The 25,197-nt window shown below is 61.1% G+C and carries 23 protein-coding genes and 1 tRNA gene; 22 read left to right on the forward strand and 2 right to left on the reverse strand.

Translation table 11 applies throughout. From position 1 onward, the window contains the following. Positions 1–110 precede the first annotated feature (110 nt). The 13 genes from ACEN9A_RS00205 to pgaD all read left to right on the forward strand — a co-directional run bounded on the left by ACEN9A_RS00205 (position 111) and on the right by pgaD (position 15,391). On the forward strand, positions 111–578 hold the full coding sequence (locus tag ACEN9A_RS00205) for an aminoacyl-tRNA deacylase (protein ID WP_007940998.1): 468 nt from the start codon (positions 111–113) through the stop codon (positions 576–578). 120 nt (positions 579–698) lie between these two features. Further along, positions 699–944 (forward strand): DUF2789 domain-containing protein, encoded by a 246-nt coding sequence (locus ACEN9A_RS00210; RefSeq protein WP_007940999.1) that lies wholly within the window; start codon positions 699–701, stop codon positions 942–944. Positions 945–1,159: 215 nt separating this feature from the next. Continuing rightward, the gene (locus ACEN9A_RS00215) at positions 1,160–1,585 is read left to right on the forward strand and encodes a MarR family winged helix-turn-helix transcriptional regulator (RefSeq protein ID WP_258671877.1); all 426 of its coding nucleotides are present in this window, start codon (positions 1,160–1,162) and stop codon (positions 1,583–1,585) included. After that, positions 1,582–3,654, forward strand: a complete 2,073-nt coding sequence (locus ACEN9A_RS00220; RefSeq protein WP_258671879.1) for an FUSC family protein — start codon at positions 1,582–1,584, stop codon at positions 3,652–3,654. The genes ACEN9A_RS00215 and ACEN9A_RS00220 overlap by 4 nt, the downstream gene beginning before the upstream one ends. After that, on the forward strand, positions 3,651–3,860 hold the full coding sequence (locus ACEN9A_RS00225; protein WP_018929385.1) for a DUF1656 domain-containing protein: 210 nt from the start codon (positions 3,651–3,653) through the stop codon (positions 3,858–3,860). Before ACEN9A_RS00220 ends, ACEN9A_RS00225 begins: the two co-directional genes overlap by 4 nt. Continuing rightward, the gene (locus ACEN9A_RS00230) at positions 3,857–4,744 is read left to right on the forward strand and encodes an efflux RND transporter periplasmic adaptor subunit (RefSeq protein ID WP_258671881.1); all 888 of its coding nucleotides are present in this window, start codon (positions 3,857–3,859) and stop codon (positions 4,742–4,744) included. The genes ACEN9A_RS00225 and ACEN9A_RS00230 overlap by 4 nt, the downstream gene beginning before the upstream one ends. After that, entirely contained in the window at positions 4,741–6,189 is a 1,449-nt protein-coding gene (locus tag ACEN9A_RS00235) for an efflux transporter outer membrane subunit (RefSeq protein WP_258671883.1), read from the forward strand. The genes ACEN9A_RS00230 and ACEN9A_RS00235 overlap by 4 nt, the downstream gene beginning before the upstream one ends. Before the next feature lie 81 nt (positions 6,190–6,270). Then, complete coding sequence (locus tag ACEN9A_RS00240; RefSeq protein WP_019651562.1) at positions 6,271–6,906, forward strand: hypothetical protein; 636 nt, start codon at positions 6,271–6,273, stop codon at positions 6,904–6,906. A 235-nt stretch (positions 6,907–7,141) separates the two neighbouring features. Then, a complete protein-coding gene (locus ACEN9A_RS00245) occupies positions 7,142–8,653 on the forward strand; it encodes a YdgA family protein (RefSeq protein ID WP_026331889.1) in 1,512 nt (503 codons plus the stop codon). A gap of 366 nt (positions 8,654–9,019) precedes the next feature. After that, positions 9,020–11,500 (forward strand): poly-beta-1,6 N-acetyl-D-glucosamine export porin PgaA, encoded by a 2,481-nt coding sequence (pgaA, locus tag ACEN9A_RS00250; protein WP_258671885.1) that lies wholly within the window; start codon positions 9,020–9,022, stop codon positions 11,498–11,500. Between the two features lie 12 nt (positions 11,501–11,512). Further along, positions 11,513–13,510: a poly-beta-1,6-N-acetyl-D-glucosamine N-deacetylase PgaB gene (gene pgaB, locus ACEN9A_RS00255; RefSeq protein ID WP_258671886.1), complete on the forward strand. Its 1,998-nt coding sequence runs from the start codon at positions 11,513–11,515 to the stop codon at positions 13,508–13,510. A 1-nt stretch (position 13,511) separates the two neighbouring features. Then, the gene (pgaC, locus tag ACEN9A_RS00260; RefSeq protein WP_019651559.1) at positions 13,512–14,867 is read left to right on the forward strand and encodes a poly-beta-1,6-N-acetyl-D-glucosamine synthase; all 1,356 of its coding nucleotides are present in this window, start codon (positions 13,512–13,514) and stop codon (positions 14,865–14,867) included. Then, a complete protein-coding gene (gene pgaD / locus ACEN9A_RS00265) occupies positions 14,864–15,391 on the forward strand; it encodes a poly-beta-1,6-N-acetyl-D-glucosamine biosynthesis protein PgaD (RefSeq protein ID WP_258671887.1) in 528 nt (175 codons plus the stop codon). Before pgaC ends, pgaD begins: the two co-directional genes overlap by 4 nt. A 92-nt stretch (positions 15,392–15,483) precedes the next feature. Here the strand turns inward: pgaD and ACEN9A_RS00270 are convergent, their stop codons facing one another. Continuing rightward, a complete protein-coding gene (locus tag ACEN9A_RS00270) occupies positions 15,484–17,013 on the reverse strand; it encodes an FAD-dependent oxidoreductase (protein ID WP_258671888.1) in 1,530 nt (509 codons plus the stop codon). Between the two features lie 140 nt (positions 17,014–17,153). On the opposite strand from ACEN9A_RS00270, the gene ACEN9A_RS00275 reads away from it, so the two are divergent. From ACEN9A_RS00275 to ACEN9A_RS00305, 7 genes are all read left to right on the forward strand, one after another. Then, complete coding sequence (locus tag ACEN9A_RS00275) at positions 17,154–17,714, forward strand: YbhB/YbcL family Raf kinase inhibitor-like protein (RefSeq protein WP_258671889.1); 561 nt, start codon at positions 17,154–17,156, stop codon at positions 17,712–17,714. A gap of 87 nt (positions 17,715–17,801) precedes the next feature. After that, entirely contained in the window at positions 17,802–19,535 is a 1,734-nt protein-coding gene (locus ACEN9A_RS00280) for a YfbK domain-containing protein (RefSeq protein WP_413387606.1), read from the forward strand. An 8-nt stretch (positions 19,536–19,543) separates the two neighbouring features. Next, the gene (locus tag ACEN9A_RS00285) at positions 19,544–20,125 is read left to right on the forward strand and encodes an RNA polymerase sigma factor (protein WP_019651554.1); all 582 of its coding nucleotides are present in this window, start codon (positions 19,544–19,546) and stop codon (positions 20,123–20,125) included. After that, entirely contained in the window at positions 20,122–20,742 is a 621-nt protein-coding gene (locus ACEN9A_RS00290) for a hypothetical protein (protein ID WP_258671893.1), read from the forward strand. The genes ACEN9A_RS00285 and ACEN9A_RS00290 overlap by 4 nt, the downstream gene beginning before the upstream one ends. 20 nt (positions 20,743–20,762) lie before the next feature. Beyond that, complete coding sequence (locus tag ACEN9A_RS00295) at positions 20,763–21,032, forward strand: hypothetical protein (RefSeq protein WP_258671894.1); 270 nt, start codon at positions 20,763–20,765, stop codon at positions 21,030–21,032. 116 nt (positions 21,033–21,148) lie between these two features. Next, a complete protein-coding gene (locus ACEN9A_RS00300; protein ID WP_258671895.1) occupies positions 21,149–21,448 on the forward strand; it encodes a type II toxin-antitoxin system prevent-host-death family antitoxin in 300 nt (99 codons plus the stop codon). Beyond that, positions 21,445–21,753 (forward strand): type II toxin-antitoxin system RelE/ParE family toxin, encoded by a 309-nt coding sequence (locus ACEN9A_RS00305; protein WP_258671897.1) that lies wholly within the window; start codon positions 21,445–21,447, stop codon positions 21,751–21,753. Before ACEN9A_RS00300 ends, ACEN9A_RS00305 begins: the two co-directional genes overlap by 4 nt. Before the next feature lie 73 nt (positions 21,754–21,826). Here ACEN9A_RS00305 and ACEN9A_RS00310 read toward each other — a convergent pair. Further along, positions 21,827–21,903: transfer RNA gene (locus tag ACEN9A_RS00310), tRNA-Arg, on the reverse strand. Positions 21,904–22,252: 349 nt separating this feature from the next. Between ACEN9A_RS00310 and gabD the strand changes: the two genes are divergently transcribed. Together gabD and gabT are read left to right on the forward strand one after the other, a co-directional pair. Next, positions 22,253–23,695 carry an NADP-dependent succinate-semialdehyde dehydrogenase gene (gene gabD, locus ACEN9A_RS00315; protein ID WP_019581696.1) on the forward strand — a complete coding sequence of 481 codons (1,443 nt, stop codon included), beginning with the start codon at positions 22,253–22,255 and terminating at the stop codon, positions 23,693–23,695. Positions 23,696–23,870: 175 nt separating this feature from the next. Then, the gene (gene gabT / locus ACEN9A_RS00320; protein WP_258671898.1) at positions 23,871–25,148 is read left to right on the forward strand and encodes a 4-aminobutyrate--2-oxoglutarate transaminase; all 1,278 of its coding nucleotides are present in this window, start codon (positions 23,871–23,873) and stop codon (positions 25,146–25,148) included. Positions 25,149–25,197 lie beyond the last annotated feature (49 nt).

A 25,197-nucleotide genomic window follows, 5' to 3' on the forward strand; every position in this document is an offset into this window, starting at 1 on the left:
CCGACGGGCGGATTTCCCGCCGGATCCCACCAGCGGGCCTAGACTTTTAATGGAGAGAAAAAATTCTAACCATCGTCCGCCATTCGTTGTTGCGGACACCGAGGTGCATCATGCGTATGGCAAAAACCGTGCAGACCAGCCTGGACAAGGCGCACTGCGAATATGACATCGTTTCCCATCCGCACTCGGCCAGCAGCCTTGAAACGGCGCGGCTTGCAGGCATTCCTGCCGAACGGGTGGCCAAATCGGTGATCCTCGACGATCGCCACGGGCATTACTTGATGGCCGTACTGCCCGCCAGCCGTCACCTGGACCTGAGCAAAGTCCGTGGCAGCAGCGAATGGCAAGTCACCCGGGAAAGCAACCTGCCGCACCTGTTCGACGATTGCGAACGTGGCGCCGTGCCTGCATTGGGCGAATCCTATGGAATGGACATGGTCATTGACCCGATGCTGACCCGGCAGAAAGACATCTACCTCGAAGCCGGCAACCACAACAACCTGGTACACATGAGCGTACCGGAATATCTGAAAATGGTGCCGCATGCCGAGGTCTGCGAGTTGAGTCTGTCGGCGTAACCGCCGTCATCGCGGGCAAGCCCACCTCCACAGGAATTGCAAAAAACCTGTGGGAGCGGGCGTGCCCGCGAATGGCCGCGTCGCGGTCACCCTCATTCAGCCATCACGAAGGAGCCCGACATGGAATCCCCCACCCACAGCCTCCCGGCCCTGTTCAAACAACTCGGCCTGCCTGACGACGCCGAGAGCATCGATAAATTCATCGCCACCCATTCACCGCTAAAACCCGAACTGCACCTGGCGGACGCGTTCTTCTGGAGCGAGAGCCAGGCAGAGTTGCTGCGTGAGGAAATTCTGGATGACGCGGATTGGGCGGAGGTGGTGGATCAGCTGGACGTAATGCTGAGGAAGGGGCGGGGGGTGTAAAAAAATCTGGAGAAAAATGGCGAAATGTAAAAAAAACTGGTGAGTGGTAAAAAAAACTGGGCAGAAACTGAGTTTGTTAGCTTTTTCCGCGTCTGGCCGTTGCTCGCCAATTTGTTTCAAAACTTGACCAACTTTCCCCTCGAATGCCATATTGATAGTTAGCAAACTAACAGTGTGTGCATTCCCTCGTGCCAAAGAACCTCGCCGCTCTCCAGATGAACATCAGCAGCTCCATGGTGGTGGCCGCCAGGCATTGGCGGAAGATCTGCCAGACCACGCTGGTCAACTATGGGATCTCCGAAGCCTGCGCCGCCCCGCTATTGATGATCGGGCGTTTGGGCGAGGGTGTGCGGCAGGTGACGGTCGCGCAGGCGGCCGGGATGGAGAGTCCGTCGCTGGTGCGGTTGCTGGATCAGCTGTGTCATGCCGGTTACGTCTGCCGTACCGAAGACGCTCATGACCGGCGCGCCAAATGCCTGAGCCTGACCGCGACCGGTCGCGAGTTGGTGCAGGCGGTTGAAGCTGAGTTGGTGCGTTTGCGCCAGGAGGTGCTCGAAGGCATCGACCAGAGTGATCTGGAAGCGGCGCTACGGGTACTCAAAGCCTTCGAAGCGGCCAATCATTCGGTGGCCCAGCCTTGAACGGATTTTTCACCGGCGTGCCCCCGGCGCGGGACTGGTTCTACGGTGTGCGTACGTTCGCGGCCTCGATGATCGCGCTGTACATCGCCATGCTCATGCAAATGCCTCGTCCGTATTGGGCGATGGCCACGGTGTACATCGTTTCCAGCCCGTTCCTCGGCCCTACCAGCTCCAAGGCGTTGTATCGCGCGGCGGGTACCTTGCTCGGTGCGGCGGCGGCGGTGTTTTTTGTGCCGATGTTCGTTCAGAGCCCTTATGTGCTGGTGGTGGTCATCGCGCTGTGGACCGGGATTTTGCTGTTCCTGTCCTTGCACCTGCGCACCGCCAACAACTACGCCTTGATGCTCGCCGGTTACACCTTGCCGCTGATCGCCTTGCCGGTGGTGGCTAACCCTTTGGCGGTGTGGGACGTGGCCGAGGCGCGGACCGAAGAGATCTTTCTCGGCATCGCCTGCGCGGCGGTCGTCGGCGCCATGTTCTGGCCACGGCGGCTGGCGCCGGTGTTCAACGACTCGGTGAACAAATGGTTTGCCGATGCTTCAACCTACAGCCTGCGTTTCCTTAGCCGCAATGTGCAGCCGGAGGAAGTCAGCGCCTTGCGTTCATCGATGGTGGCGAACTTCAACAGCCTGGAATTGATGATCGGTCAGCTGCCGCACGAGGGCGCGCGGGCGCAAACGGTGCGCAACACCAAGGAATTGCGCGGTCGGATGATTCATCTGTTGCCGGTGATCGACGCCCTCGACGATGCGCTTTATGCCCTCGAGCGGCGCACGCCGGAGCTTGTGGATAAGTTCGCGCCACTGCTGACCGCGACCACTGAATGGCTCGATCACAAAGACGCTGACCTCGGCCGCTGGCAGGCCCTGAAAAACCTGCTCGAAGCGCTGCAACCGAGTGCCGAGGCGCTGGACGATCGCAAGCAGTTGTTGTTCTCCAACGCCCTGTATCGCCTCGGCGAGTGGATCGACCTGTGGCAAGACTGTCGCAGCCTGCAATACGCCATTCAGTGCGAGAGCCAGGACAGTTGGCGCGCGGTGTATCGGCACTGGCGCCTGGGTCGGCTGTCACCGTTCCTCGACCGTGGCTTGATGCTCTATTCGGCGGCTTCTACGGTCACCGCGATCATCGTCGCCTCGGTGTTGTGGATTCTGCTCGGCTGGACCGACGGCGGCAGCGCGGTGATTCTGGCGGCGGTGGCGTGCAGTTTCTTTGCGTCGATGGACGACCCGGCGCCGCAGATCTACCGGTTCTTTTTCTGGACCGCGATGTCGGTGCTGTTCGCCGGCCTTTATCTGTTTCTGATCCTGCCGAACCTGCATGACTTCCCGATGCTGGTGCTGGCGTTCGCCATACCGTTCGTTTGCGTCGGCACCCTGACAGTGCAGCCGCGTTTTTATCTGGGGATGTTGCTGACCATCGTCAACACCTCGTCCTTCATCAGCATTCAGGGCGCCTACGACGCGGATTTTCTCAGTTTCACCAACTCCAACCTGGCCGGGCCCATGGGGTTACTGTTCGCGTTCATCTGGACCCTGATAGCCCGGCCATTCGGTGCGGAACTGGCGGCCAAGCGCCTGACCCGTTTCAGCTGGCGCGACATCGTCGGCCTGACCGAGCCGGCCACGCTGGCCGAACACCGGCACATGGGCGTGCAGATGCTCGATCGCCTGATGCAGCATTTGCCGCGACTGGCCATGACCGGCCAGGACACTGGCATCGCCCTGCGCGAAGTGCGCGTGGCCCTGAATCTGCTGGACCTGCTCGCCTATTCGCCGCGAGTGCCCGGTGCGCCGCAAGCGCTGCTGCGCCAGGTGGTGGCTGAAGTCGGCGAGTACTTCAAGGCCTGCCTCAAGGCTGGCGAACGCCTGCCGGCACCGAGTCCGTTGCTGATGACCCTCGATCGCACCCGCCGCGCCCTCGGCGGCCAAGGTGATGACGAAACCCGTCTGCATTTGCTGCACGCCTTGAGCGGCCTGCGTCTGGCGCTGTTACCGGGCGTCGAGTTTGTCGGCACGGGCGAACTCGAAGAACCGCTTCCCCATGGCATCGATGGAGCGCCTTTATGATCGGTGATCTGGATATCAGCGGGGTGTTCCTGCCCACGCTGCTGGTGCTGATGGGCATTACCTATGTGTTGTTCCTGTTGGTGCACGGGGTGCTGACGCGCCTGCACTTTTACCGTCTGGTCTGGCACCGGGCATTGTTCAACGTGGCTCTCTACGCTGTGCTGCTCGGCGCCGTGGACTCACTCAGTCGATACCTGATGACATGAAAAAACCTTTATTGACCCTCGGCCGTGTGGTCCTGACGTTGTTGATCGTGACCTTCGCGATTGTCGTGGTCTGGCGCATGGTCATGTATTACATGTTCGCGCCCTGGACCCGGGACGGGCACATCCGTGCCGACATCGTGCAGATTGCCCCGGATGTATCGGGGCTGATCCAGCAAGTGGAGGTGCGCGACAACCAGTGGGTGAAACGCGGCCAGGTGCTGTTCAGCATCGATCAGGACCGCTTCAAGCTGGCCTTGCGCCAAGCCAAAGCGACCGTCGCCGACCGTCAGGAAACCCTGGCCCAGGCCCAGCGCGAGGCCAAGCGTAACCGTGGCTTGGGCAATCTGGTCCCGGCCGAGCAACTGGAAGAAAGCCAGTCCCGGGTGGCGCGCGCCGAAGTGGCGTTGATGGAGGCGCAAGTGACGGTGGACAGCGCCCAGCTCAACCTCGACCGCTCGGTGATCCGCAGCCCGGTGGATGGCTACGTCAACGACCGGGCGCCACGCTCCCAGGAATTCGTCAGCGCCGGGCGCCCGGTGTTGTCGGTGGTCGACAGTAATTCCTTCCACATCGACGGCTATTTCGAAGAAACCAAACTGGACGGCATTCATGTCGGCCAGAGCGTCGACATTCGGGTGATCGGCGACCGTGCGCGCCTGCGCGGGCATGTCGAAAGCATCGTCGCCGGCATCGAAGACCGTGACCGCAGCAGCGGCAGCAACCTGTTGCCCAACGTCAACCCGGCGTTCAGTTGGGTGCGGCTGGCCCAGCGGATTCCGGTGCGAATCGCTTTCGATGAGGTGCCGGAAGATTTCCGCATGATTGCCGGGCGTACGGCCACCGTGTCGATCATCGACGATCAAACCGGGGGGCCGGCGAAATGAGCAGGGCCTCGGGTTTGGCGGTTGCCGGATTGGGCTTGTTGCTGTCGGCCTGTCAGGTGGTGGGGCCGGATTATCACTTGCCGGACGAGGCCGCCGTGCACCGTGAAGACTTTCAGGGCGATCTGGCGGTGAACGGCAAGCATGTCGTTTCGGCACCGGTGCCCGCCGATTGGTGGCAGTTGTATCAGGATCCGCGTCTGGACCAATTGGTGCAGCAGGCCATGGCCTCCAACACCGATTTGCGGGTGGCGGCGGCGAATCTTTCGCGGGCTCGCGCTCAGGTCGACGAAGCGCAGGCGGCGGGCGGTTGGAGCGGCGGTGTGAAGGTCGGCGCCCAGCGTTTGCAGGAGTCCGGCGAAGCGTTCTTGATACCGGAAAAAGTGCCCGTGGCCAACGTCGGCGATATCGGCATCACGACCTCGTATCAGTTCGACTTGTTCGGCACCTTGCAGCGCGGCATCGAAGCGGCCAAGGCCAATGCCGATGCGACTCAGGCGGCAGCGGACACCGCGCGCATCACCCTGGTGGCCGATGTGGTGCGGGCTTACACCCAGGTTTGTGCGGCCAACGAAGAGCGGGAGATCGCGCAGCATTCCCTCGACCTGCAAGCCCAGAGCACCACCCTGACTCAGCGCTTGCGCGATGCCGGGCGCGGCGATGAAACCCAGGTCACCCGTTCGCAAACCCAATTCAAATCCTTGCGCGCCGAATTGCCGCGTTATGAAGCCGCACGTCAGGCCGGGTTGTTCCGCTTGTCGATGCTGCTGGCCAAACCGGTCGAGCAACTGCCGGCGGGCACCAGCGACTGCGCCGAGCTGCCGAAAGTTACCCAATTATTGCCGGTGGGTGACGGCGCCGCGCTGCTCAAACGCCGGCCAGACGTGCGCCAGGCCGAGCGCAAGTTGGCGGCGGCAACCGCCGGCATCGGCATTGCCACCGGTGAGTTGTACCCGGACATCAGCATCGGTGCGACCGTTGGTACGGTCGGGATTCTGGAAAACCTCGGCAAACCGTCGACCAATCGCTGGGGGTTTGGTCCGTTGCTGACCTGGACCGTACCGTCCAACGGCTCCCGCGCGCGCATCCGTGAGGCCGAGTTCGCAACCCAAGGCGCGCTGGCGCATTTCGATGGCGTGGTGCTCAACGCCATCCGCGAGACTCAGACCGGCCTGGCGCAATATTCCGCGCAACTTCAGCGTCGCGATGCGTTGGCGGACGCCGAACAGTCGGCGCAATTGGCGGCAGACCAGACCCACCGCTTCTTCCAGGCCGGTCGCGCGTCGTTCCTGGCGGACTTGCAAGCCACCCGCACCTACACCGATGCACGGGCGCAACTGGCCTCGGCCAACACCCAGGTCGCCATGAGCCAAATCGATTTGTTCCTCGCCTTGGGCGGCGGCTGGGAAAGCGGACGAACGCAAGGCTCACAACCCGGCAAACCCTGAGGCCGTTGCTATGCTTTGATTTGATGGGGTCGCGCGGCGAACCCGTCGATCAAGGCTTGCGTTGGTCATGGGGATCTAATAATGAAAAACCCTTACGCTCCCGGCTTCTGGTGCGCCATTGCGGCATTGGTTTTGCTGTCGGCCACCTATTTCTATGGCGTCATGCTGGCCCACCAGATCGACAAGGCGCTGATCTTCCTCGACAGCGCGGCGGCACTGATCGCCGTGATGGCCATCGTGGTGGTCGCCTGGGCTTCCCTCCAGAACCAGCGCATCAAGAAACGACAACTCGAACAAGGCAAAACCCTGGTACTGATCTGGGACACCAAGGTGGCGTTGCGTCGGGTAGAAACGGTGTTCGACCGATATTTCTGGGGCAGTTACTGGCAACCGGGGCGCACGTTTCAGGAAGTCATGGGCGAACTTACCGGCACGCCACTGGAAAAAAGCCTCGAAACCTTGAAGAAGCAATGCCAGGCGCTGGACAAGCAAGTGGCCGACGAGGGCTGGCACTGGCTCAACAATGCCCGAGAACTCTCCGATGTCGCCAACGCCATGGCCCGCGAACGTTATCAACTGGATTTCTGTGACCCACGCGCGGAGGTGACTGGCGGGGCGGTGATCAATCGGGATTTTGAAGTGCTGGTGTATACGTGGACCGCGCGGCTAAAAAGTTTTGATCATCAGCTTGATGAGATCGAGGTTCAGTATTCGTAAGGTTGTATTGGCAGGGCTGCTCGCGAAGGCGATTGAACGATCGCCGAAACTCTCCCCTGCCAGTTGTCCACAGGCAGCCGCAGCCCATGGACACTCTTTCACCTTTAATCATTGGGCCGCCCTGCGGCGCAAATGCTAATCTCCTCGCCACTTTCAGCGCAGTCGTGACCGCGACCCGTTATGGGTTCAGGGAAGACGACCAGACTTTCAACAATGGACATTGATCGGGTACTTCATGAATAAATCAGCAGGCGTGCTTCTAGGAATTGTCGTGGCCATTGGTGCAATCAGCGCGGGCGGCGCCTGGTACACCGGCAGCAAACTCGATGGGGTGCTGAACAGCTCGATCGCCGACGCCAACAAAGAACTGCAAGCCGCGCTGGCAGGCTCCAACGGCACGGCGTCGCTGGAGCTGGTGTCGCTGGAGCGTCATGTGTTCAGCAGCACCGCGCACTACCGCCTCAAGGGCGAGGGCGAGATGTTTGGTGAAGCGCCGATGGAGATGCTGTTCGTCGACCGCATCGAACACGGCCCGCTGCCGTTCTCGCGCCTGGTATCGTTCAAGTGGTTGCCAGTCCTGGCCACCAGTCACTACGAACTGGAAAAAACCCCGCTGACCGAAAAGTGGTTCGCCGCTGCCAAGGACAAATCCCCGGTCAAGGGTGTGGTCAACATCGGCTACGACAACTCCACCAAGGGCTCGCTCGAATTCCTGCCGCTGGAAGCTGCACTGGACGACAAGTCCAACCTGACGTTCTCCGGGTTGAAACTCGACGTGGCCGCCAGCGCCCAGGCGCAAAAGGTCAAGGCCGACGGGTACATGGACAGCCTGAAGCTGACCACTGTGGCTGAAGACCAGACCCCGGTGCAGGTCGAGCTCAACGGCTTGACCCTGGCCAGTAATCTGAACAAAAGCACCTACGGCTATTACGTCGGTGACAACACCCTCGAGCTGACAAACAGCAAAACCACCTTTGGCCCCAAGCAATCGGTACTCGGTTTCAAGAACTTTGAAATGAAGAATCAGACCGGGGAATCAGGCACCAACGCTTCGGGGCGTGCCGATTACAAGGTCGGTGAAGTGTCCTTGAACGGCAAGGTTATCGGCTCTGCGCAGATGGCCATGAGCCTGAAAAACCTCGACATCCCGTCGACGATGTCGCTGATGCAGATCTACCAGACCAAACTGCAACCGTACGAGCGGGCCGCCGCCGAAGCCACTGCCGCCGGTCTGCCGGCGCCGCAGCTGAACCTGACCCCGGCCGAAGAGGCACAGGTCAAGACCGGTCTGGAGAAACTGCTGGCCGCAGGTCCCCAGGTGGCCCTGGAAAACCTGTCGTTCAACACTAGCAACGGCGAAAGCCGCGCCAACCTGGTGCTGGACCTGACCAAACCGCAATCCATGGACCTGCCGCCGGACCAATTGGTCAAGCAGTTGATCGCGTTGCTGGAACTCAACGTACTGGTGTCCAAGCCAATGCTCATTGATTTGCTCACCGTGCAGTCGCAAATCGACGGCCAGACCGATGCCAAACTCATCGCCGATCAGGCGAGCGCAACCGCCGACATGTTCAGCAGCATGGCGGTCGGTACGCAACTGGCAAAACTGGACGGTAATAACGTCGTCACCAAGTTGCATTACGCCAACAATCAGGTGGACTTCAACGGCCAGAAAATGACCCTCGAAGAGTTTGTCGGTTTTGTGATGAGTAAGCTCGGCGGCACTGGCGACGTCACCATCCAGTAAAACCGCAGGCTTCAGCGCAACGCCCGGCCTCTGCAACACGCAGACGCCGGGCGTTTTGCTGTCTGGGGTTCCTGTGGCGAGGGGGCTTGCCCCCGTTGGGCCGCGAAGCAGCCCCAAAAACTCTGATGCACCAAAGATTTTGTGAGTGCTACGCATTGAAACGGTGCGGTGCGGCGTTCCGACAAGCCCCCTCGCTACAGGTTTCGCACTCTCACGAATCTGAAGAAATATTGTGTCTTGAATTATTGACTACGCTTGCATGCAAGACTGTTTCGATAAAGCTTGGCCGGGTCTTTCGATCCGGCTTTCCGTCACAAGTGGGCAAGGGGCATTGCGACCCGGCTGGCCATGTAAGGATGCTGACGAATGCCGCGTATTGCTGGTCCCTTTATTCACCGTGGGCTGCGCCCCTTGTTTCGCGTTGCGCTGTGCGGCCAATTGTTGTGGCCGGTGCTGGCGCTCGCCGATACCCCTTACGATCAAATGGTTCGCGATGCGCGGGCCGGCAACTACACGCCTGCGCTGACGGTGTTGCGCCAGGTGCCGGTAAGCCAGGCCTCCACTGGCCAGATCAGCGATCACTTGCAGATCGCCAGTTGGGCCGGTCTGGATGCCGAAGTGGTACAGGTCTATGAAACCCAGGGACGTGATCGGGCGTTGCCGGTCCAGGCCCTGACTGCCACCGCGCGGGCCTATCGCAACCTCAAGCGTTGGGACTCGGCGACCCAGGTGTACAACAAGGCCCTGGCCCTTGAACCGCAAAATACCGACCTGCAGCTGGGCCTGGCGATGACCCAGGCCGACGCCGGTAAACCTGACGAGGCGGTTGCCCGCGCCAGGGCGCTGGTGGCGGCGAAACCGGATGATCCTGGCCGCCGTCTGGCTTTGGCCTACGCCTTGACTCGCGCCGGTGCCACTTACGATGCGTTGTTTGAATACGACCAGGCCTTCACCCGCGCCGGCAGCAAACCCGAAGTCGCTCGGGAATACGTGATTGCCCTGCAACGCGCTCGTTTGCCGGAGCCGGCCTTGCGCCTGGCGCGTCAGCGGCCGGGGTTGATTGATCCGGTCACGCAACGCCGTCTCGAAGGTGACCTGGCCGCCGAACGCGTGCGCCTGGCCGAACTCGCCACCCGCAGCGAAAAAGAACGTTATGTGATCGCCGATCGGGCCCTGGCCGATTATGACCAGTTACTGGCGACCTGGGCGCCGGACCCTGCGGCCCACGATGACGTCATCCGCTGGCGAATCGACCGCATGGGCGCCCTCAAGGCCCGAGCGCGCACCGCTGATGTGATCACCGAATACCAGAAGCTGCTCGCCGAAGGCGTGAAGATTCCGACCTATGCCCTGCGTTGGGTGGCGTCGTCCTATCTGGATCAGCGTCAGCCGGAAATCGCCACCGATTTGTATCGCCAGGTGCTGGTAGCGCCGGATGCCGATGTCGGCGACCGCCTGGAAGACAGCACCGCGCTCTATTACGCCCTGCTCGAAAGCGACAAGGCCGATGACGCGCGCAAGGTCGCCGAAGACGTGGCCAAGACCCAGAAACCGCGAATCGAGCTCAAGGGCTTGCCGGTGGGCAACCCCAACGATGAATGGATGGACGCGCAGCAACTCGCCGCCCAGGCCGGCACCTACGGCGCCGATCTGCCGTCGGGCGAGCAGCGTTTACAGACGTTGGTGGATCAGGCGCCGGGCAACATCGGCCTGCGCCTGGCCCAGGCCGATCTGTACCTGGCCCGGGACTGGCCACGACGCGCCGAGAATCAGCTCAAGGAAACCGAGAGCATGGCCCCGCGGGATATCGGGCTGGAAGTCGCTCAGGGCCACACTGCCATGGATCTGCAGGAATGGCGGCAGATGGATGCGCTGACCGACGATGTGGTCGCACGTTTTCCGGACAACCGTCAGGTGCAGCGTTTGCAGCGTCAGCGTGCGGTCCATGACATGGCCGAGCTGCGAGTGCAGGCCTACGGCGGCAAGAGTTATGGCGGCGGCAACGGCGATGTCGGGGCGGTCAACGGCAGCCGCGATTTCGGCATCGAAACCACGCTGTACAGCCCGCCCATCGATGAAGACTGGCGCCTGTTCGCCGGTGCCGGCTACGCCACCGGCGATTTCCAGGAAGGCACCGGCCACCATCGCTTCCAGCGCGTCGGGCTCGAACGTCGGACCCGCGACATGTCCCTGGAAGCGGAAGTCTCCAACCATTCCTACGGCTTTGGCGATAAACAGGGCGCGCGCCTGGCGATTGCCCGAGACATCGACGATCACTGGCAGTACGGCGGCAGCCTCGAATACCTGTCGGCACAAACGCCGTTGCGAGCATTGAACAGCGACATCACGGCCAACGGCGGCAGCGGTTTTATCCGCTGGCGCGCCAATGAAAGCCGTGAGTGGAGACTGGCGGTCAGCCCCTCGCACTTCAGCGACGGCAACAACCGTGTCGAAGCCGTGCTCACCGGTCGCGAGGGCCTTTACCGTGCGCCGGGGTTGCAAGTCGACCTCGGTCTGGAAGTCGGCAGCAGCCATAACTCCAAGTCCGACGACGTGCCGTACTTCAACCCCAAAGCCGACTTCAGCGTGCTGCCGACGGTGAACGTCAATCACGTGCTCTACCACCGCTACGAAACCTCCTGGAGCCAGCAGTTCCAGGCCGGTGCGGGCACCTACAGCCAGCGCGATCACGGCACCGGCGGTATCGCCCTGCTGGGTTACGGCCAGCGCTACAGCTGGAACGACGTGTTCGAGGTGGGCGGCCTGCTGAGCGTGATCAACCGGCCATTTGACGGTGACCGGGAAACCGATCTGCGCCTGCTCGTCGACCTTACTTACCGCTTCTAGAAGAGTTTGAAGATGCCTTTTATTTCGCGTTTCATCCTCCTGCTGGGAGTGCTGTTGATCAGCGCCTGTGCCCAGCAAGCCCCAGCCTTCGCACCGCCGTCCGAACGCCCGGTGTCGGCCAATGAAAAGCCGTGGCCGAAAAACCATGTATTGGGGATCGCGTACCACGATGTCGAAGACCGCGACCCCGATCAGGCGGTGGTGGCCGTGCGCACCGAGCGCCTGATCGAGCAACTGGCATGGTTGCGGGAGAACAACTACCAACCGGTCACCGTTGACCAGATCATCGCCGCTCGCAATGGCGGCCCTGAATTGCCGCCACGGGCGATCCTGCTGAGTTTCGACGACGGTTATTCGAGCTTCTACACCCGCGTGTTGCCGGTGCTGCGTGCCTATAACTGGCACGCCTTGCTGGCGCCGGTCGGGGTGTGGATCGACACGCCGCCGAACCAGCCAGTCGACTTCGCCGGCACACCGCGCAAGCGTTCGGATTTCCTGACCTGGGAGCAGATCCGCGAGATTTCCCGGTCCGGCCTGGTGGAAATCGCCGCCCACACCGACGCCAGCCACAAAGGCGTGTTGGCCAACCCGCAAGGCAACCTGCAACCGGCAGCCGCGACCCGGCGCTATGACGCCGCCACCGGTCGCTATGAAACCGAAGCCCAATTCCAGGCCCGGATGCGCGCCGACGTAGCGGCCATCTCGGAGAAGATCCGCAAGGTCACTGGCTACAAACCGCGAGTCTGGGTCTGGCCGTACGGCGTGGCGGATGGCACCTCGCTGCAAGTGATCAACGACCAGGGTTATCAGATGGCCCTGACCCTGGACGACGGCCTCGATGCCCTCGACAACCTGATGAGCAGCCCGCGCTTTCTGGTGGCCTCGGACCCGGATGGCGAACACTTCGCCAACAGCGTCGTCGCGGTGCAGGCCGAATCGCCGATGCGCGTGGTGCATGTGGACCTGGACAACGTCTACGACCCGGACCCGGCCCAACAGGAAATCAACCTCGGCAAGCTGATCCAGCGCATGGCCGACATGGGCGCCAACACGGTGTTCCTGCAAGCCTTCGCCGACCCCGCGGGCGATGGCCTGGTGCATTCGCTGTACTTCCCCAACCGCCACCTGCCGATGCGTGCCGATATCTTTGACCGTGTGGCCTGGCAGCTGCGCACCCGGGCTCACGTCAAAGTTTTCGCGTGGATGCCGGTGCTGAGTTTTGCCCTGGATTCGAAGCTGCCGCGAGTCACTCGCTGGGACCCGAAAACCGGCACTACGTCGATCGATCCGGACCAGTACAAGCGCTTGTCACCGTTCGATCCGAACGTGCGGCGCGTCATTGGTGAAATCTACGAAGACATGGCACGCCTGACCTCGGTCGACGGCATCCTCTATCACGATGACGCGGTGCTGTCGGACTTCGAAGACGCCGGCCCCGAAGCCCTGAAAATCTATGCCGCCAACGGTCTGCCCGGTTCGATTGCCGCCCTGCGCGAGGATCCGGCCACCCTGCAACGCTGGACGCGTTTCAAGAGCCGCTACCTGATCGATTTCACCCATGAGCTGACCGCCAAGGTTCGCGCCATTCGCGGCCCGCAAGTGAAAACGGCGCGCAATATTTTCGCCGAGCCGATGCTCAACCCCGAGAGCGAAGCCTGGTTCGCGCAGAATCTCGACGACTTCCTGGGCGCCTACAACTGGACGGCACCGATGGCCATGCCACTGATGGAAAAACAGAGCCATCAGCAATCCGGCCCCTGGCTTGAAGCACTGGTGGCGACGGTCAAATCGCGCCCCGGCGCCCTCGACCGCACGGTGTTCGAATTGCAGGCCCGCGACTGGACGAAAAATAAACACGCCGACATCGACGGCGGGCAGCTGGCCGACTGGATGGGCCGCCTCAAGCGTCAGGGCGCCACCAGTTTCGGCTACTACCCAGACAACTTCCTCGAGAACCAGCCGGACCTGAAAGCCGTGCGGCCGGCGCTCTCCAACAAGTGGAATCCATAACATGCTGGACAGACTTCTGGCCCTATTGGTTCTGGCGATCGTCCTGGGGGTTCCCCTCGGGCTGATCTTTCTGGTCACCGGGCAATTCCTGATGGACTTCGTGTTCTTCTACCCACTGTTCATGTCGGGGCTGTGGATCGCCGGCGGCCTGTATTTCTGGTTGCACTGGGAGCGGCACTGGCCGTGGCAGGACGACACCTTGCCGCCACCATTGGCCGGCGAACCGCTGATCTCGATCCTGATCCCTTGCTACAACGAAGGCGACAACGCCGCCGATACCATCCACGCGGCGCTGGCCCAGCATTACCCGAACATCGAAGTGATCGCGATCAACGACGGCTCCAAGGACAACACCGCCGCGGTGCTCGACGCACTGGCGGCGCAGGATCCGCGTTTGCGGGTGCTGCACCTGGCGGAGAACCAGGGCAAGGCCGTGGCCCTGCGCATGGGCGCCATCGCGGCGCGCAGCGAGTACCTGGTGTGCATCGACGGTGACGCGCTGCTGGCGCCGAACACCGCGGCCTATCTGGTGGCGCCGATGCTCGACAACGCGCGACTGGGCGCCGTGACCGGCAACCCGCGAATCCGCACCCGTTCGACCCTGATCGGCCGGGTACAGGTCGGCGAGTTCTCCTCGATCATAGGCCTGATCAAGCGTACCCAGCGGGTGTTCGGGCGGATCTTTACCGTCTCCGGGGTGATCGTCGCCTTCCGTCGTACGGCCCTGAACCGGGTCGGTTACTGGAGCCCGGACATGATCACCGAAGACATCGACATCAGTTGGAAGCTGCAACTGGATCACTGGAGCATTTTCTACGAGCCCCGTGCGTTGTGCTGGATCCTCATGCCGGAAACCCTCGGCGGCCTGTGGAAACAGCGCTTGCGCTGGGCCCAGGGCGGCGCCGAGGTGTTGTTCAAGAACATCCGGGGCATCTGGCAATACCGCCATCGTTACCTCTGGCCGCTGCTGTTCGAATACTGCCTGTCCACCGGTTGGGCCTTCACCTTCCTGTTGTCGGTGATCTTCTGGGCTATCGGCAACTTCGTCGAAATGCCGCCAGCCATTGCCGTCCATCACCTGATGCCACCGGCCTTTACCGGGCTGCTATTGGCGGTGGTTTGCCTGGTGCAATTCGCGGTCAGCATCGTGATCGATCGCCGTTACGAAAAAGGGCTCGGCAGGACCATGTTCTGGGTGGTCTGGTATCCGTTGGTGTTCTGGTTCATCAGCCTGCTCACCACCTTGGTCAGTTTTCCCAAAGTGCTGTTCGGCCAACATCAGAAGCGCGCGCGCTGGGTCAGTCCAGACCGGGGCATCAAGCCGCTGGATGATGATGAAGAGGAGGTCATCAAATGAAAATCATCAGAACCCGGCAGCGGCCCTTTCTGGTCGTGATCGACGTTTTCTTCACCGTGCTGGCCTGGATCGGGCTGCTGTATTTACTGGCGCAGGGATTGTGGCCGCTGATCGATCCCCATAACGGCACGCACATCGATGCATCGCTTTTCGACGCCCTCGGCACGTTGCAGATTTACCTGTGGGTGGCGCTGTTCAACGCGGTGATCCTGATTGGCTGGGCGCGTTATCAACAGCGCAAAAGCAAGAGCTTCGCCCAGCGCCGTTTGCCGGCACCGGTGGTGGACGATCAGGGGCTGAGCAAAAGCTTCAAGCTGACCGGCGACCGGCTGGCGAAACTGCGCGCACCGGGCTCGATGACCATTCATAACGATCAGGAAGGCGATGTCAGTCACGTCGTTACGCACTTCACCCCGGTCGCCCCGTCCCAACTGCCGCCGCCTTTGGCGCCATTGGAGCATCCGCTGGTGATCCGCCTGCCGGCCGAAGATGATGACAACCGCGAGCCGATGAACCACATCTGAGCCTGACAGTTCGGCGAGCATCGCATGGCCCGCTCTTTGTAGGAGCTGCCGAAGGCTGCTCCTACGGTGGATGCGCAGCGCTGAGAGATGCGTCAGGCAAAATCCCGAACCAGGCGCCACGCCTCGTCCATCGACAGCGGTTGTTTCATCCGTTCGGCGAGCATCGCCATGGCCCGTTCCTGATCGCAGGCAACGGCCGCCGCTACCACGCCGTTTTTGGCGAACAGGCCAATAAACGGTGGATGCTCTGGGTCGCCTTTGAATTCAACCTCGTCCCAGGCCTCGGCGTGTCCGAGGTAGTCGTAGTTTTTGCCGAAGTGCCAGGTCCAGAAATACGGCACGTCGAGGTAGCGTTCGTCACCGCCGAGCATATTCGCCGCTGCAATCCGCGCCTGTTGCTGGGCCAGGCGCCAGTGTTCGATCCGTTGGGGCTGGCCATTGAGCGGGAAGGTCGCGATATCGCCGACGGCCCAGAGCCCGTCGGTCACGCGCATGCCGCCGTCGACCTTCAATGACTGATCTTTTTCCTTCGGCAGATCGGTAAACGGGGTGGTCGCCGGGGTGACGCCAATGCCGACCAGCACCAGATCCGCCGGCAAGCGCTGGCCGTTGTCCAGCAGCACCGCTTCGACTTTGCCTGTGCCTTCGATCTTCGCCGCTTCGCCATCGGTATGAAACACCACACCGTTGGCCTCGTGCAGGGCACGAATCGCTTTGCCGACGGCCTCGCCGAATTGCGCCTCGAAAGGGATGGCATGGCGGGTCAGGACGGTAACATCCAGGCCGTACTGACGCAGGGATGAAGCGGATTCCAGACCAATGAAGCTGCCGCCGACAATCACTGCCCTTTGACCCGGTTTTGCGGTGGTCAGAATCTGCTGCGCCTGCGCCTTCGAGCGCAACACGAACACCTGCGGCAGATCGGCGCCTGGCAGCGACAGGGATTTTGGTATGCCACCGGTGGCAATCACCGCGGCGTCATAGCTCAACGATTGGCCATCGGCCAGGCGCAGGGTCCGGTTCGGTGCATCCAGGCCCATCACATCGCTGTTTATCCGTTCAATGCGCTGTTCACGATAAAAGTCCTCATCGCGCAGCGGCGGAACTTCGTCCGGTGGCATTTCCCCGGCAATCACGAATTTGCTCAATGCCGTACGGTCGTATCCGGCTTCGGGCTCACGGTCAATCAGCAACACCCGACCACCGAAACCTTTCTCCCGCAGCGCCGCCGCGCAGGCCGTCCCCGCTGCACCGGCGCCGATGATCGCAAAGGTCCGCTTATCGTCCGCTGGCGGGGTGCTGGGGCTGGGCATCGGCTGGTCGTCGACCCAGACCTCATCGTCGCGCAACTCCAGCGGATAGCGTCGCAGACTGTCCAGGGACGGCGGCTCGCACAACGCGCCGTCTTCGAGCCGGTAAGCCGCCTTGTGCCACGGGCAGATCAGTCGGCCCTCACACAGCGCACCTTTGGCCAAGGGAGCCCCGGCGTGGGGGCATCTGCCCTGATAGGCGCGCAATTGATCGCCGACCCGCAGCAAGACGATTTTCATCTTGTCGATCCGGACCTCAAGGCCACGGTCGAGGGGCACATCGGCGAAACGGGCGACGCGGTGCAGTGCCATGATCGATCTCCGGGCAGGTGTTTCACTTAGGAGTTTGGCGCTTATTCCCAGGTTCAGCCAATTCCCACTGCCACCGCACGAACGGTCCGGCTATAGTTTGCGTGCCGACGACGGCCCCACCCCGCACAAGGTGCTCCGGTATGACCCGATTGACCTCTTTGAACCCTTGGCTGGCGGCCGTTGCAGTCGCCCTTTGCGTGCAGTTGCCGGCGCAGGCCCAGGAGCGTTTCACCCTCAGCATCCCCGGTGTTTCGGACAATCGGCTGTTCACGTCGGCGGAAGCCAGCGATGCCAGCGGTTGCGGCGGCAAGAATCAGTCTCCGGCCCTGAGCTGGAACGCCGGCCCCCCAGGCACCCTCAGCTATGCCATCGTCATGCACGACCCGGACGGCCAGAAAGGCCTGGGCGTCGATCACTGGATTCGTTACGGCATCAAGGCCACGACGCGGCAGATCCCGGCCGGCGTCGGCGCCAAAGCTACCCTTGAAGGTGTGGGTGGCACCAACATCAAAGGCACCACTAACTATGTTGGCCCGTGCCCGCCCATTGGTGACAGCATCCATCACTACGTCATCCAGATCTACGCCCTGGACTTGGCGCCAGAAGCCTTGCCCGCCGGCCTGACCCGCGCGCAGCTGCTGGAGCAGATCAAAGGCCATGTGTTGAAAAACAGCAGCGTGGTGCGGCGTTATCACCGCTGAAGATTTTTTACGTCGGCTTAACCCGAACCCGGCGGGCTGTCCGTCTCAGAGGATGAATGAGTCAATTTCCTCCTGAGGTCAGCCCCCATGTCACTTCCTCTGCATGTCCTCCGCCCGGCCGCCCAGGGTTTCGCCGCCGGGTTACTGCTGGCCGTTGCCGGTTGCGGCGGTTCATCCACACCAGCCTCTGAGACGGGCAACCCGGCAGCGGTTGCGCCCCCGGCTCAAAATGCGCCGAAAACTGAAGCATTGGTGCGCGAGGCGGTCATGGCAGACACCGCGATGGCCAAGCGCAGCGCACGACCTGGCCCGTTGGTCGCTTTCGCGCCAGTGCCAGCCGGTGAAACTTATCCACAGGGCTATCGGGATGAGCAGCGCGAGCAATATCAGGCGCTGGCCGATAACCCGATTCACAGCGTAGCCGAAGCGCCGGTCTCGACTTTCAGCGCCGACGTCGATACCGGCGCGTACGCCAATGTCCGGCGCTTGCTCAATCAGGGGCGTTTGCCTCCGGAAGGGGCGGTGCGGCTGGAAGAGATGGTCAATTACTTCCCCTACGATTACGCCTTGCCCACCGACGGCTCGCCATTCGGCGTGACCACCGAGCTGGCGCCGTCGCCCTGGAACCCGCATACCCGACTGCTGCGCATCGGCATCAAGGCGTCTGATCGCGCGGTGGCGGAACTGGCCCCGGCGAACCTGGTGTTTCTGGTGGACGTGTCCGGCTCCATGGACCGTCGCGAAGGCTTGCCCCTGGTTAAAAGCACCCTGAAATTGCTGGTCGATCAACTGCGCGAGCAGGACCGGGTTTCGCTGGTGGTGTACGCCGGAGAATCCCGCGTGGTGCTGGAGCCGACTTCCGGACGGGAAAAAGCGAAAATTCGTACCGCCATCGATCAATTGACGGCGGGCGGCTCGACCGCCGGTGCGTCGGGTATCGAACTGGCTTATCAAATGGCGCAACAGGCGTTTATCCCCAAAGGCATCAACCGCATCCTGCTGGCCACCGACGGTGACTTCAACGTCGGCATCAGCGACTTTGACAGCCTCAAGCAAATGGCTGTGGATAAACGCAAGACCGGCGTGTCCCTGACCACCCTGGGTTTTGGTGTGGATAACTACAATGAACACCTGATGGAACAACTGGCCGACGCCGGCGACGGTAACTACGCCTACATCGACAACCTGCGCGAAGCGCGCAAAGTGCTGGTGGATCAACTTGGCTCGACCCTCGCAGTTGTGGCGAAAAACGTGAAGCTGCAGGTGGAGTTCAACCCTGCTCAGGTCAGCGAATATCGGCTATTGGGTTATGAGAATCGCGCCTTGAAGCGTGAGGATTTCAGCAATGACAAAGTCGACGCCGGAGAAATCGGCGCAGGGCATACGGTGACGGCGCTGTACGAAATTGTGCCCAAGGGCGAGAAGGGCTGGCTGGAACCGTTGCGCTACGGCAATTCCGGGGCAGAAGTTTCCGCAAAAACCGGAGAATTGGCGATGCTGCGGGTGCGTTATCAGTTGCCGGAAGGTGGGAACAGTCGCTTGATCGAGCGGCCAATAGTGAAGGGGGAGGCCGGCAAACTCTCGGCCGCCAGCGATGACCTACGCTTTGCCGCCGCCGTCGCCGCGTTTTCCCAGCAGCTCAAGGATGGGCGTTACACCGGTAATTTCAGCCTGAAAGACACCGAAGCCCTGGCCCGTGGCGCACGGGGTGATGACCCGTTTGACCTGCGCGGTGAGTTCGTGCAATTGGTGGAATTGGCGCAGAGCCTGCGGGCCTCCACCGCCTCGAATCAACCGCCCAACGACAACCGGATAGAGTGAAAGCTGACATGTCCGATCCAGCAATCAGCTCAACCGCCAGCAGCGACGAATCGCTGCTGGCGCGTTATCGCTCGGGCGACGGGGCTGCGTTCGAAGTTTTGTACGCCCGCCACCGCCAGGGCCTGTATCGATTCCTCCTCGGCCTCAGCGGCAAACCCGAACTGGCTGAAGAGGTGTACCAGGAAACCTGGCTGAGCCTGATCCGCAGCACCAGTCAGCCACAAGGCCGGGCGAACTTTCGTACCTGGCTCTACCAGATTGCCCGCAACCGACTGATCGATCACTGGCGCAAACATGGCATTCACAACCCCTTGCACGACAGCTACGACGAACAGGCCCACGCCCTGATCGACGACTCAGCCGACCCTGAACAACTGCTGAGCCTGAGCCGCGACGGTCAACGCCTCGAAGCCGCCCTGCAAACCCTGCCCGCCGACCAGCGCGAAGTGTTCCTGCTGCGCGCCCACGGCGACCTCGACCTGCCACAGATCGCTACCCTCACCGAAACACCGCTGGAAACCGTGAAAAGCCGCTTGCGCTACGCCCAGCAAAAACTGCGTCGGCTGCTGGCCGAGGAGGTACTGACATGACTGACGCCAAACAAACACCGTCATCGCCCGACGATGAAATGCTCAAGCATTTTCGCGATCACAGCAGCGGCGAACCACCGGCGCATCTCGACGCCTTCATCCTCGCCACCGCCCACCGCGAAGCCCCCAAGCCGAAGCCAAACCTGTGGCAACGCTGGCTCCGTGCCTGCCAACAACCCCGTTGGCAAGTCGCATTCGCAAGCCTGGTCGGCGTCGCGCTGATGCTGGCATTGGTGCAACGCACGCCCGAGCAATTGCCGAATTACGACTTCGCGCCTGCGCCCAAAGCCTCCGCCCCGGCTGCTAAACCGGAAGCCGCTGCCCGCTCCCTGGATGAACCGACCGGCGCCATGTCCGCTCCCGCACCGGCTGCGCCAATGGCGGAGTTTTCTGCACCGATGCAACGAGAGTCGATCAACAGCGAAATGGCCGACGAAGCCAAACTCAGCAAACGCGCCGCCGCGCCGGCCAAGTCACTGGATGATCAATTACGTGAAGTGATGCGCCTGCAAGACGCCGGTCAGACCCAAGCCGCCGAAGCGCTGATGACGACATTACACAAGCGCTTTCCCAAGGAAAACCTGGCGGCCAAACTCAAGGAAATGCAGAAAAAATGAGCTGAACAGCGGTCGACAATTTGGCAACAACACCCGAAAGCGCGCACTATCAGCCTATAGCCGATGCGTTGGAGGATGCCGTGGCCCAAAAAATCGACCGCATCGCCCAAATGCTCAACTGCCCGGTAAAGGGTGAGGAACTGCGGCGAGCGGTGACTGAGAGTCGTAAGGAGTTTCTTCTGGCGAAGCAGGCAGAAGAGGGTCTTGAGGAAGACGTTCTTGATGATGAGTTGATCGAGGACGAAGAAGACGATGATGAATACGACGAGTTTGACTGGACGACAGAATGAAAAAACCGCTTCGGCGGTTTTTTTGTGGGGCAGATGGCCCCGGTCAGTTGCACGTTGACCGTTACTCAGCTAATCGAGCACTATAAGGTACTATTTTTTGTACCTTTGGAGCCGTCATGGAGCAATTACTCGCGAGTCGGTCGGTCAGTATTACCGAACTGAAACGCAGCCCGAGTACCGTGATTGAGCAAGCAGGCTCAGAGCCAGTTGCCGTTCTCAACCACAATCGTCCTGCTGCCTACCTTTTGCCGCACGCCGCTTATCAGCAACTGCTGGATAGATTACGAGCCGCAGAAATACGTGTAGCTATTGCGACCAGCCGCAATGACCCACGTCCGGCCATTGCTGCCGATACAGTTTTTGCCGAGCTTGATGCGCTCATTGATGAGGTCGAAGCAGAGCAGAAGCGCCCATGAGACAACTGCTTTTCTCCGCACTGGCACGAGAGGATCTGCAGCAAATCGCCCGCTACATTGCCCGTGACAACCCGGGTCGAGCTCGGACTTTTGTTGGTGAGTTACGAGTGTGTTGTGCTCGGCTGCTGGATCAGCCTAATCAAGGTATTTCCCGAGATGACTGTGCCAGAGGGCTGCGAATGATTTCCCACGGCCGATATTTGATCTTTTATAGTCTTTTCGAGGGCGATGTTCAGATTGAGCGTGTCCTGCATGCCGCTAGAGACATTGGGCGCTTGTTTGAATCAGCCAGCACTGATCACTGACCCGAATACTAAAAGTGCTGGCCCACAAAAAAGCCCCAGACCCTAAGATCTGAGGCTTTCTCGTTTCTACATATGGTGCACCAGGCGGGATTCGAACCCACGACCCCTGCCTTCGGAGGGCAGTACTCTATCCAGCTGAGCTACTGGTGCAATGCGGGCGCCATGATACTCATATGCGCTGCGGGCGTCCATGCCGCTGAATCGCCTGCGTTTTTCCAAAGCGTAACCTGCGTTTGCTACGTTGATCAGAAAAAATAGGCAAATGCGGCGTTTTCGTTCTTTTTTTCGAACAGCCTATTGTCCTTTACCCCCTTTGATCCTAGGATTCGTTTGAGATTTCAAACGCTCTTGTCTGGGTGCTGAACCGCACGAGTTCGATCAGTGCGCTATTTATGTGCTTCAGCCCGGTGAATGATTTCCCTGACGGCAGCCTATAAGGCGCCTTTCTACAATCATAATTCGCTCCGCGCTGGCCGCGGTGCTGTTAAGGAAAGCCGACATGCAGCTTAAAGACACCCAGTTGTTCCGCCAGCAAGCCTTTATCGATGGAGCTTGGGTCGATGCGGACAACGGTCAGACGATCAAGGTCAACAACCCGGCAACGGGCGAAATTCTGGGCACTGTGCCGAAAATGGGCGCTGCCGAAACCCGCCGTGCAATCGAAGCCGCTGATAAAGCGCTGCCGGCCTGGCGTGCACTGACCGCCAAGGAGCGCGCGAACAAGCTGCGTCGCTGGTTCGAGCTGATCATCGAGAACCAGGACGACCTGGCTCGTCTGATGACCCTGGAACAAGGCAAGCCATTGGCCGAAGCTAAGGGCGAAATCGTTTACGCCGCTTCCTTTATCGAGTGGTTCGCTGAAGAGGCCAAGCGCGTCTACGGTGACGTGATTCCGGGTCACCAGCCAGACAAGCGCCTGATCGTGATCAAGCAGCCGATCGGCGTGACCGCTGCGATTACTCCGTGGAACTTCCCGGCCGCGATGATCACCCGTAAAGCCGGCCCGGCCCTGGCCGCCGGTTGCACCATGGTGCTCAAGCCTGCTTCGCAAACTCCGTTTTCTGCTTTCGCCCTGGCTGAACTGGCTCAGCGTGCCGGTATTCCGAACGGCGTGTTCAGTGTGGTGACCGGCAGCGCTGGCGACATTGGCAGCGAGCTGACCGGCAACCCGATCGTGCGCAAACTGTCGTTCACCGGCTCGACCGAAATCGGTCGTCAGCTGATGACCGAGTGCGCCAAGGACATCAAGAAAGTCTCGCTGGAACTGGGCGGCAACGCGCCGTTCATCGTGTTCGACGACGCGGACCTGGATAAGGCCGTCGAAGGCGCGATCATTTCCAAGTACCGCAACAACGGCCAGACCTGCGTCTGCGCCAACCGTCTGTACATTCAGGATTCGGTGTACGACGCGTTCGCCGAGAAGCTGAAAGTGGCCGTGGCCAAACTCAAGATCGGCAACGGTCTGGAAGACGGCACCACCACTGGCCCGCTGATCGACGAGAAAGCCGTGGCCAAGGTTCAAGAGCACATTGCTGACGCCGTCGGCAAAGGCGCTACCGTGCTGGCGGGCGGCAAGAGCATGCAAGGCAACTTCTTCGAGCCGACCATTCTGACCAACGTGCCGAACAACGCTGCCGTGGCCAAGGAAGAAACCTTCGGTCCATTGGCGCCACTGTTCCGCTTCAAAGACGAAGCCGACGTGATCGCGATGTCCAACGACACCGAGTTCGGCCTGGCCTCGTACTTCTATGCGCGTGACCTGGGCCGTGTGTTCCGTGTGGCTGAAGCCCTGGAATACGGCATGGTCGGCGTCAACACCGGGTTGATCTCCAACGAAGTCGCGCCGTTCGGCGGCATCAAGGCGTCGGGCCTGGGCCGTGAAGGCTCCAAGTACGGCATCGAAGATTACCTGGAAATCAAATACCTCTGCCTGGGTATCTGAGTCCATTGCTTCAAGCGCAAAGGGCACGAGAGCGCTGTCCCTTTGCGCGCTTCAAACGGAATTTTCTCTGTGGCCGGGAACGCTGTGGCAGTCGATCATCGCATGCTGCCGTAGTTGCTTCCCCGCCGCTTAATCCTTGAACCACGCCGACCGATGAGCGGCGAATGAGGAATGTATGAGCAAGACTAACGCTGATTTGATGGCCCGCCGCACCGCTGCTGTACCGCGTGGTGTTGGCCAGATTCACCCGATCTTCGCCGATTCCGCGAAGAACGCCACCGTGACCGACGTTGAAGGTCGTGAGTTCATCGACTTCGCCGGCGGTATCGCCGTGCTGAACACCGGTCACGTGCACCCGAAAATCATCGCCGCCGTTACCGAGCAACTGAACAAGCTGACCCACACCTGCTTCCAGGTTCTGGCCTACGAGCCGTACGTGGAAGTGTGCGAAAAAATCAACGCCAAGGTGCCGGGTGATTTCGCCAAGAAAACCCTGCTGGTGACCACCGGCTCCGAAGCCGTGGAAAACTCCATCAAGATCGCCCGCGCCGCCACTGGCCGTGCCGGCGTGATCGCGTTCACCGGCGCTTACCACGGTCGCACCATGATGACCCTGGGCCTGACCGGTAAAGTCGTGCCTTACTCGGCCGGCATGGGTCTGATGCCAGGCGGCATCTTCCGCGCGCTGTACCCGAACGAGCTGCACGGTGTGAGCATCGACGATTCGATCGCCAGCATCGAACGCATCTTCAAGAACGACGCCGAGCCGCGTGACATCGCTGCCATCATCATCGAGCCGGTGCAGGGCGAAGGCGGTTTCTACGTCGCGCCTAAAGAGTTCATGAAGCGTCTGCGCGCCCTGTGCGACCAGCACGGCATTCTGTTGATCGCCGACGAAGTGCAGACCGGCGCTGGCCGTACCGGCACTTTCTTCGCCATGGAACAGATGGGCGTTGCCGCCGACCTGACCACCTTCGCCAAATCCATCGCTGGCGGCTTCCCGCTGGCCGGTGTGTGCGGCAAGGCTGAATACATGGACGCCATCGCTCCGGGCGGCCTGGGCGGCACTTACGCCGGTAGCCCGATCGCTTGCGCCGCGGCCCTGGCCGTAATGGAAGTGTTTGAAGAAGAGCACCTGCTGGACCGTTGCAAAGCGGTTGGCGAGCGTCTGGTGACTGGCCTGAAAGCTATCCAGGCCAAGTACCCGGTGATCGGCGAAGTCCGCGCCTTGGGCGCAATGATCGCCGTCGAGCTGTTCGAAAACGGCGACAGCCACAAGCCGAATCCGACTGCTGTAGCAGCCGTTGTGGCCAAGGCTCGCGACAAGGGTCTGATTCTGCTGTCGTGCGGCACCTACGGCAACGTTCTGCGCGTGCTGGTACCGCTGACCGCGTCGGACGAGCAACTGGACAAAGGCCTGGCGATCATCGAAGAGTGCTTCGCCGAGCTCTGATCCGTTTGTGAACTGATCGACAAAAAACCCGCTTCGGCGGGTTTTTTTA

The organism is Pseudomonas sp. Pseusp18, assembly GCF_059506005.1.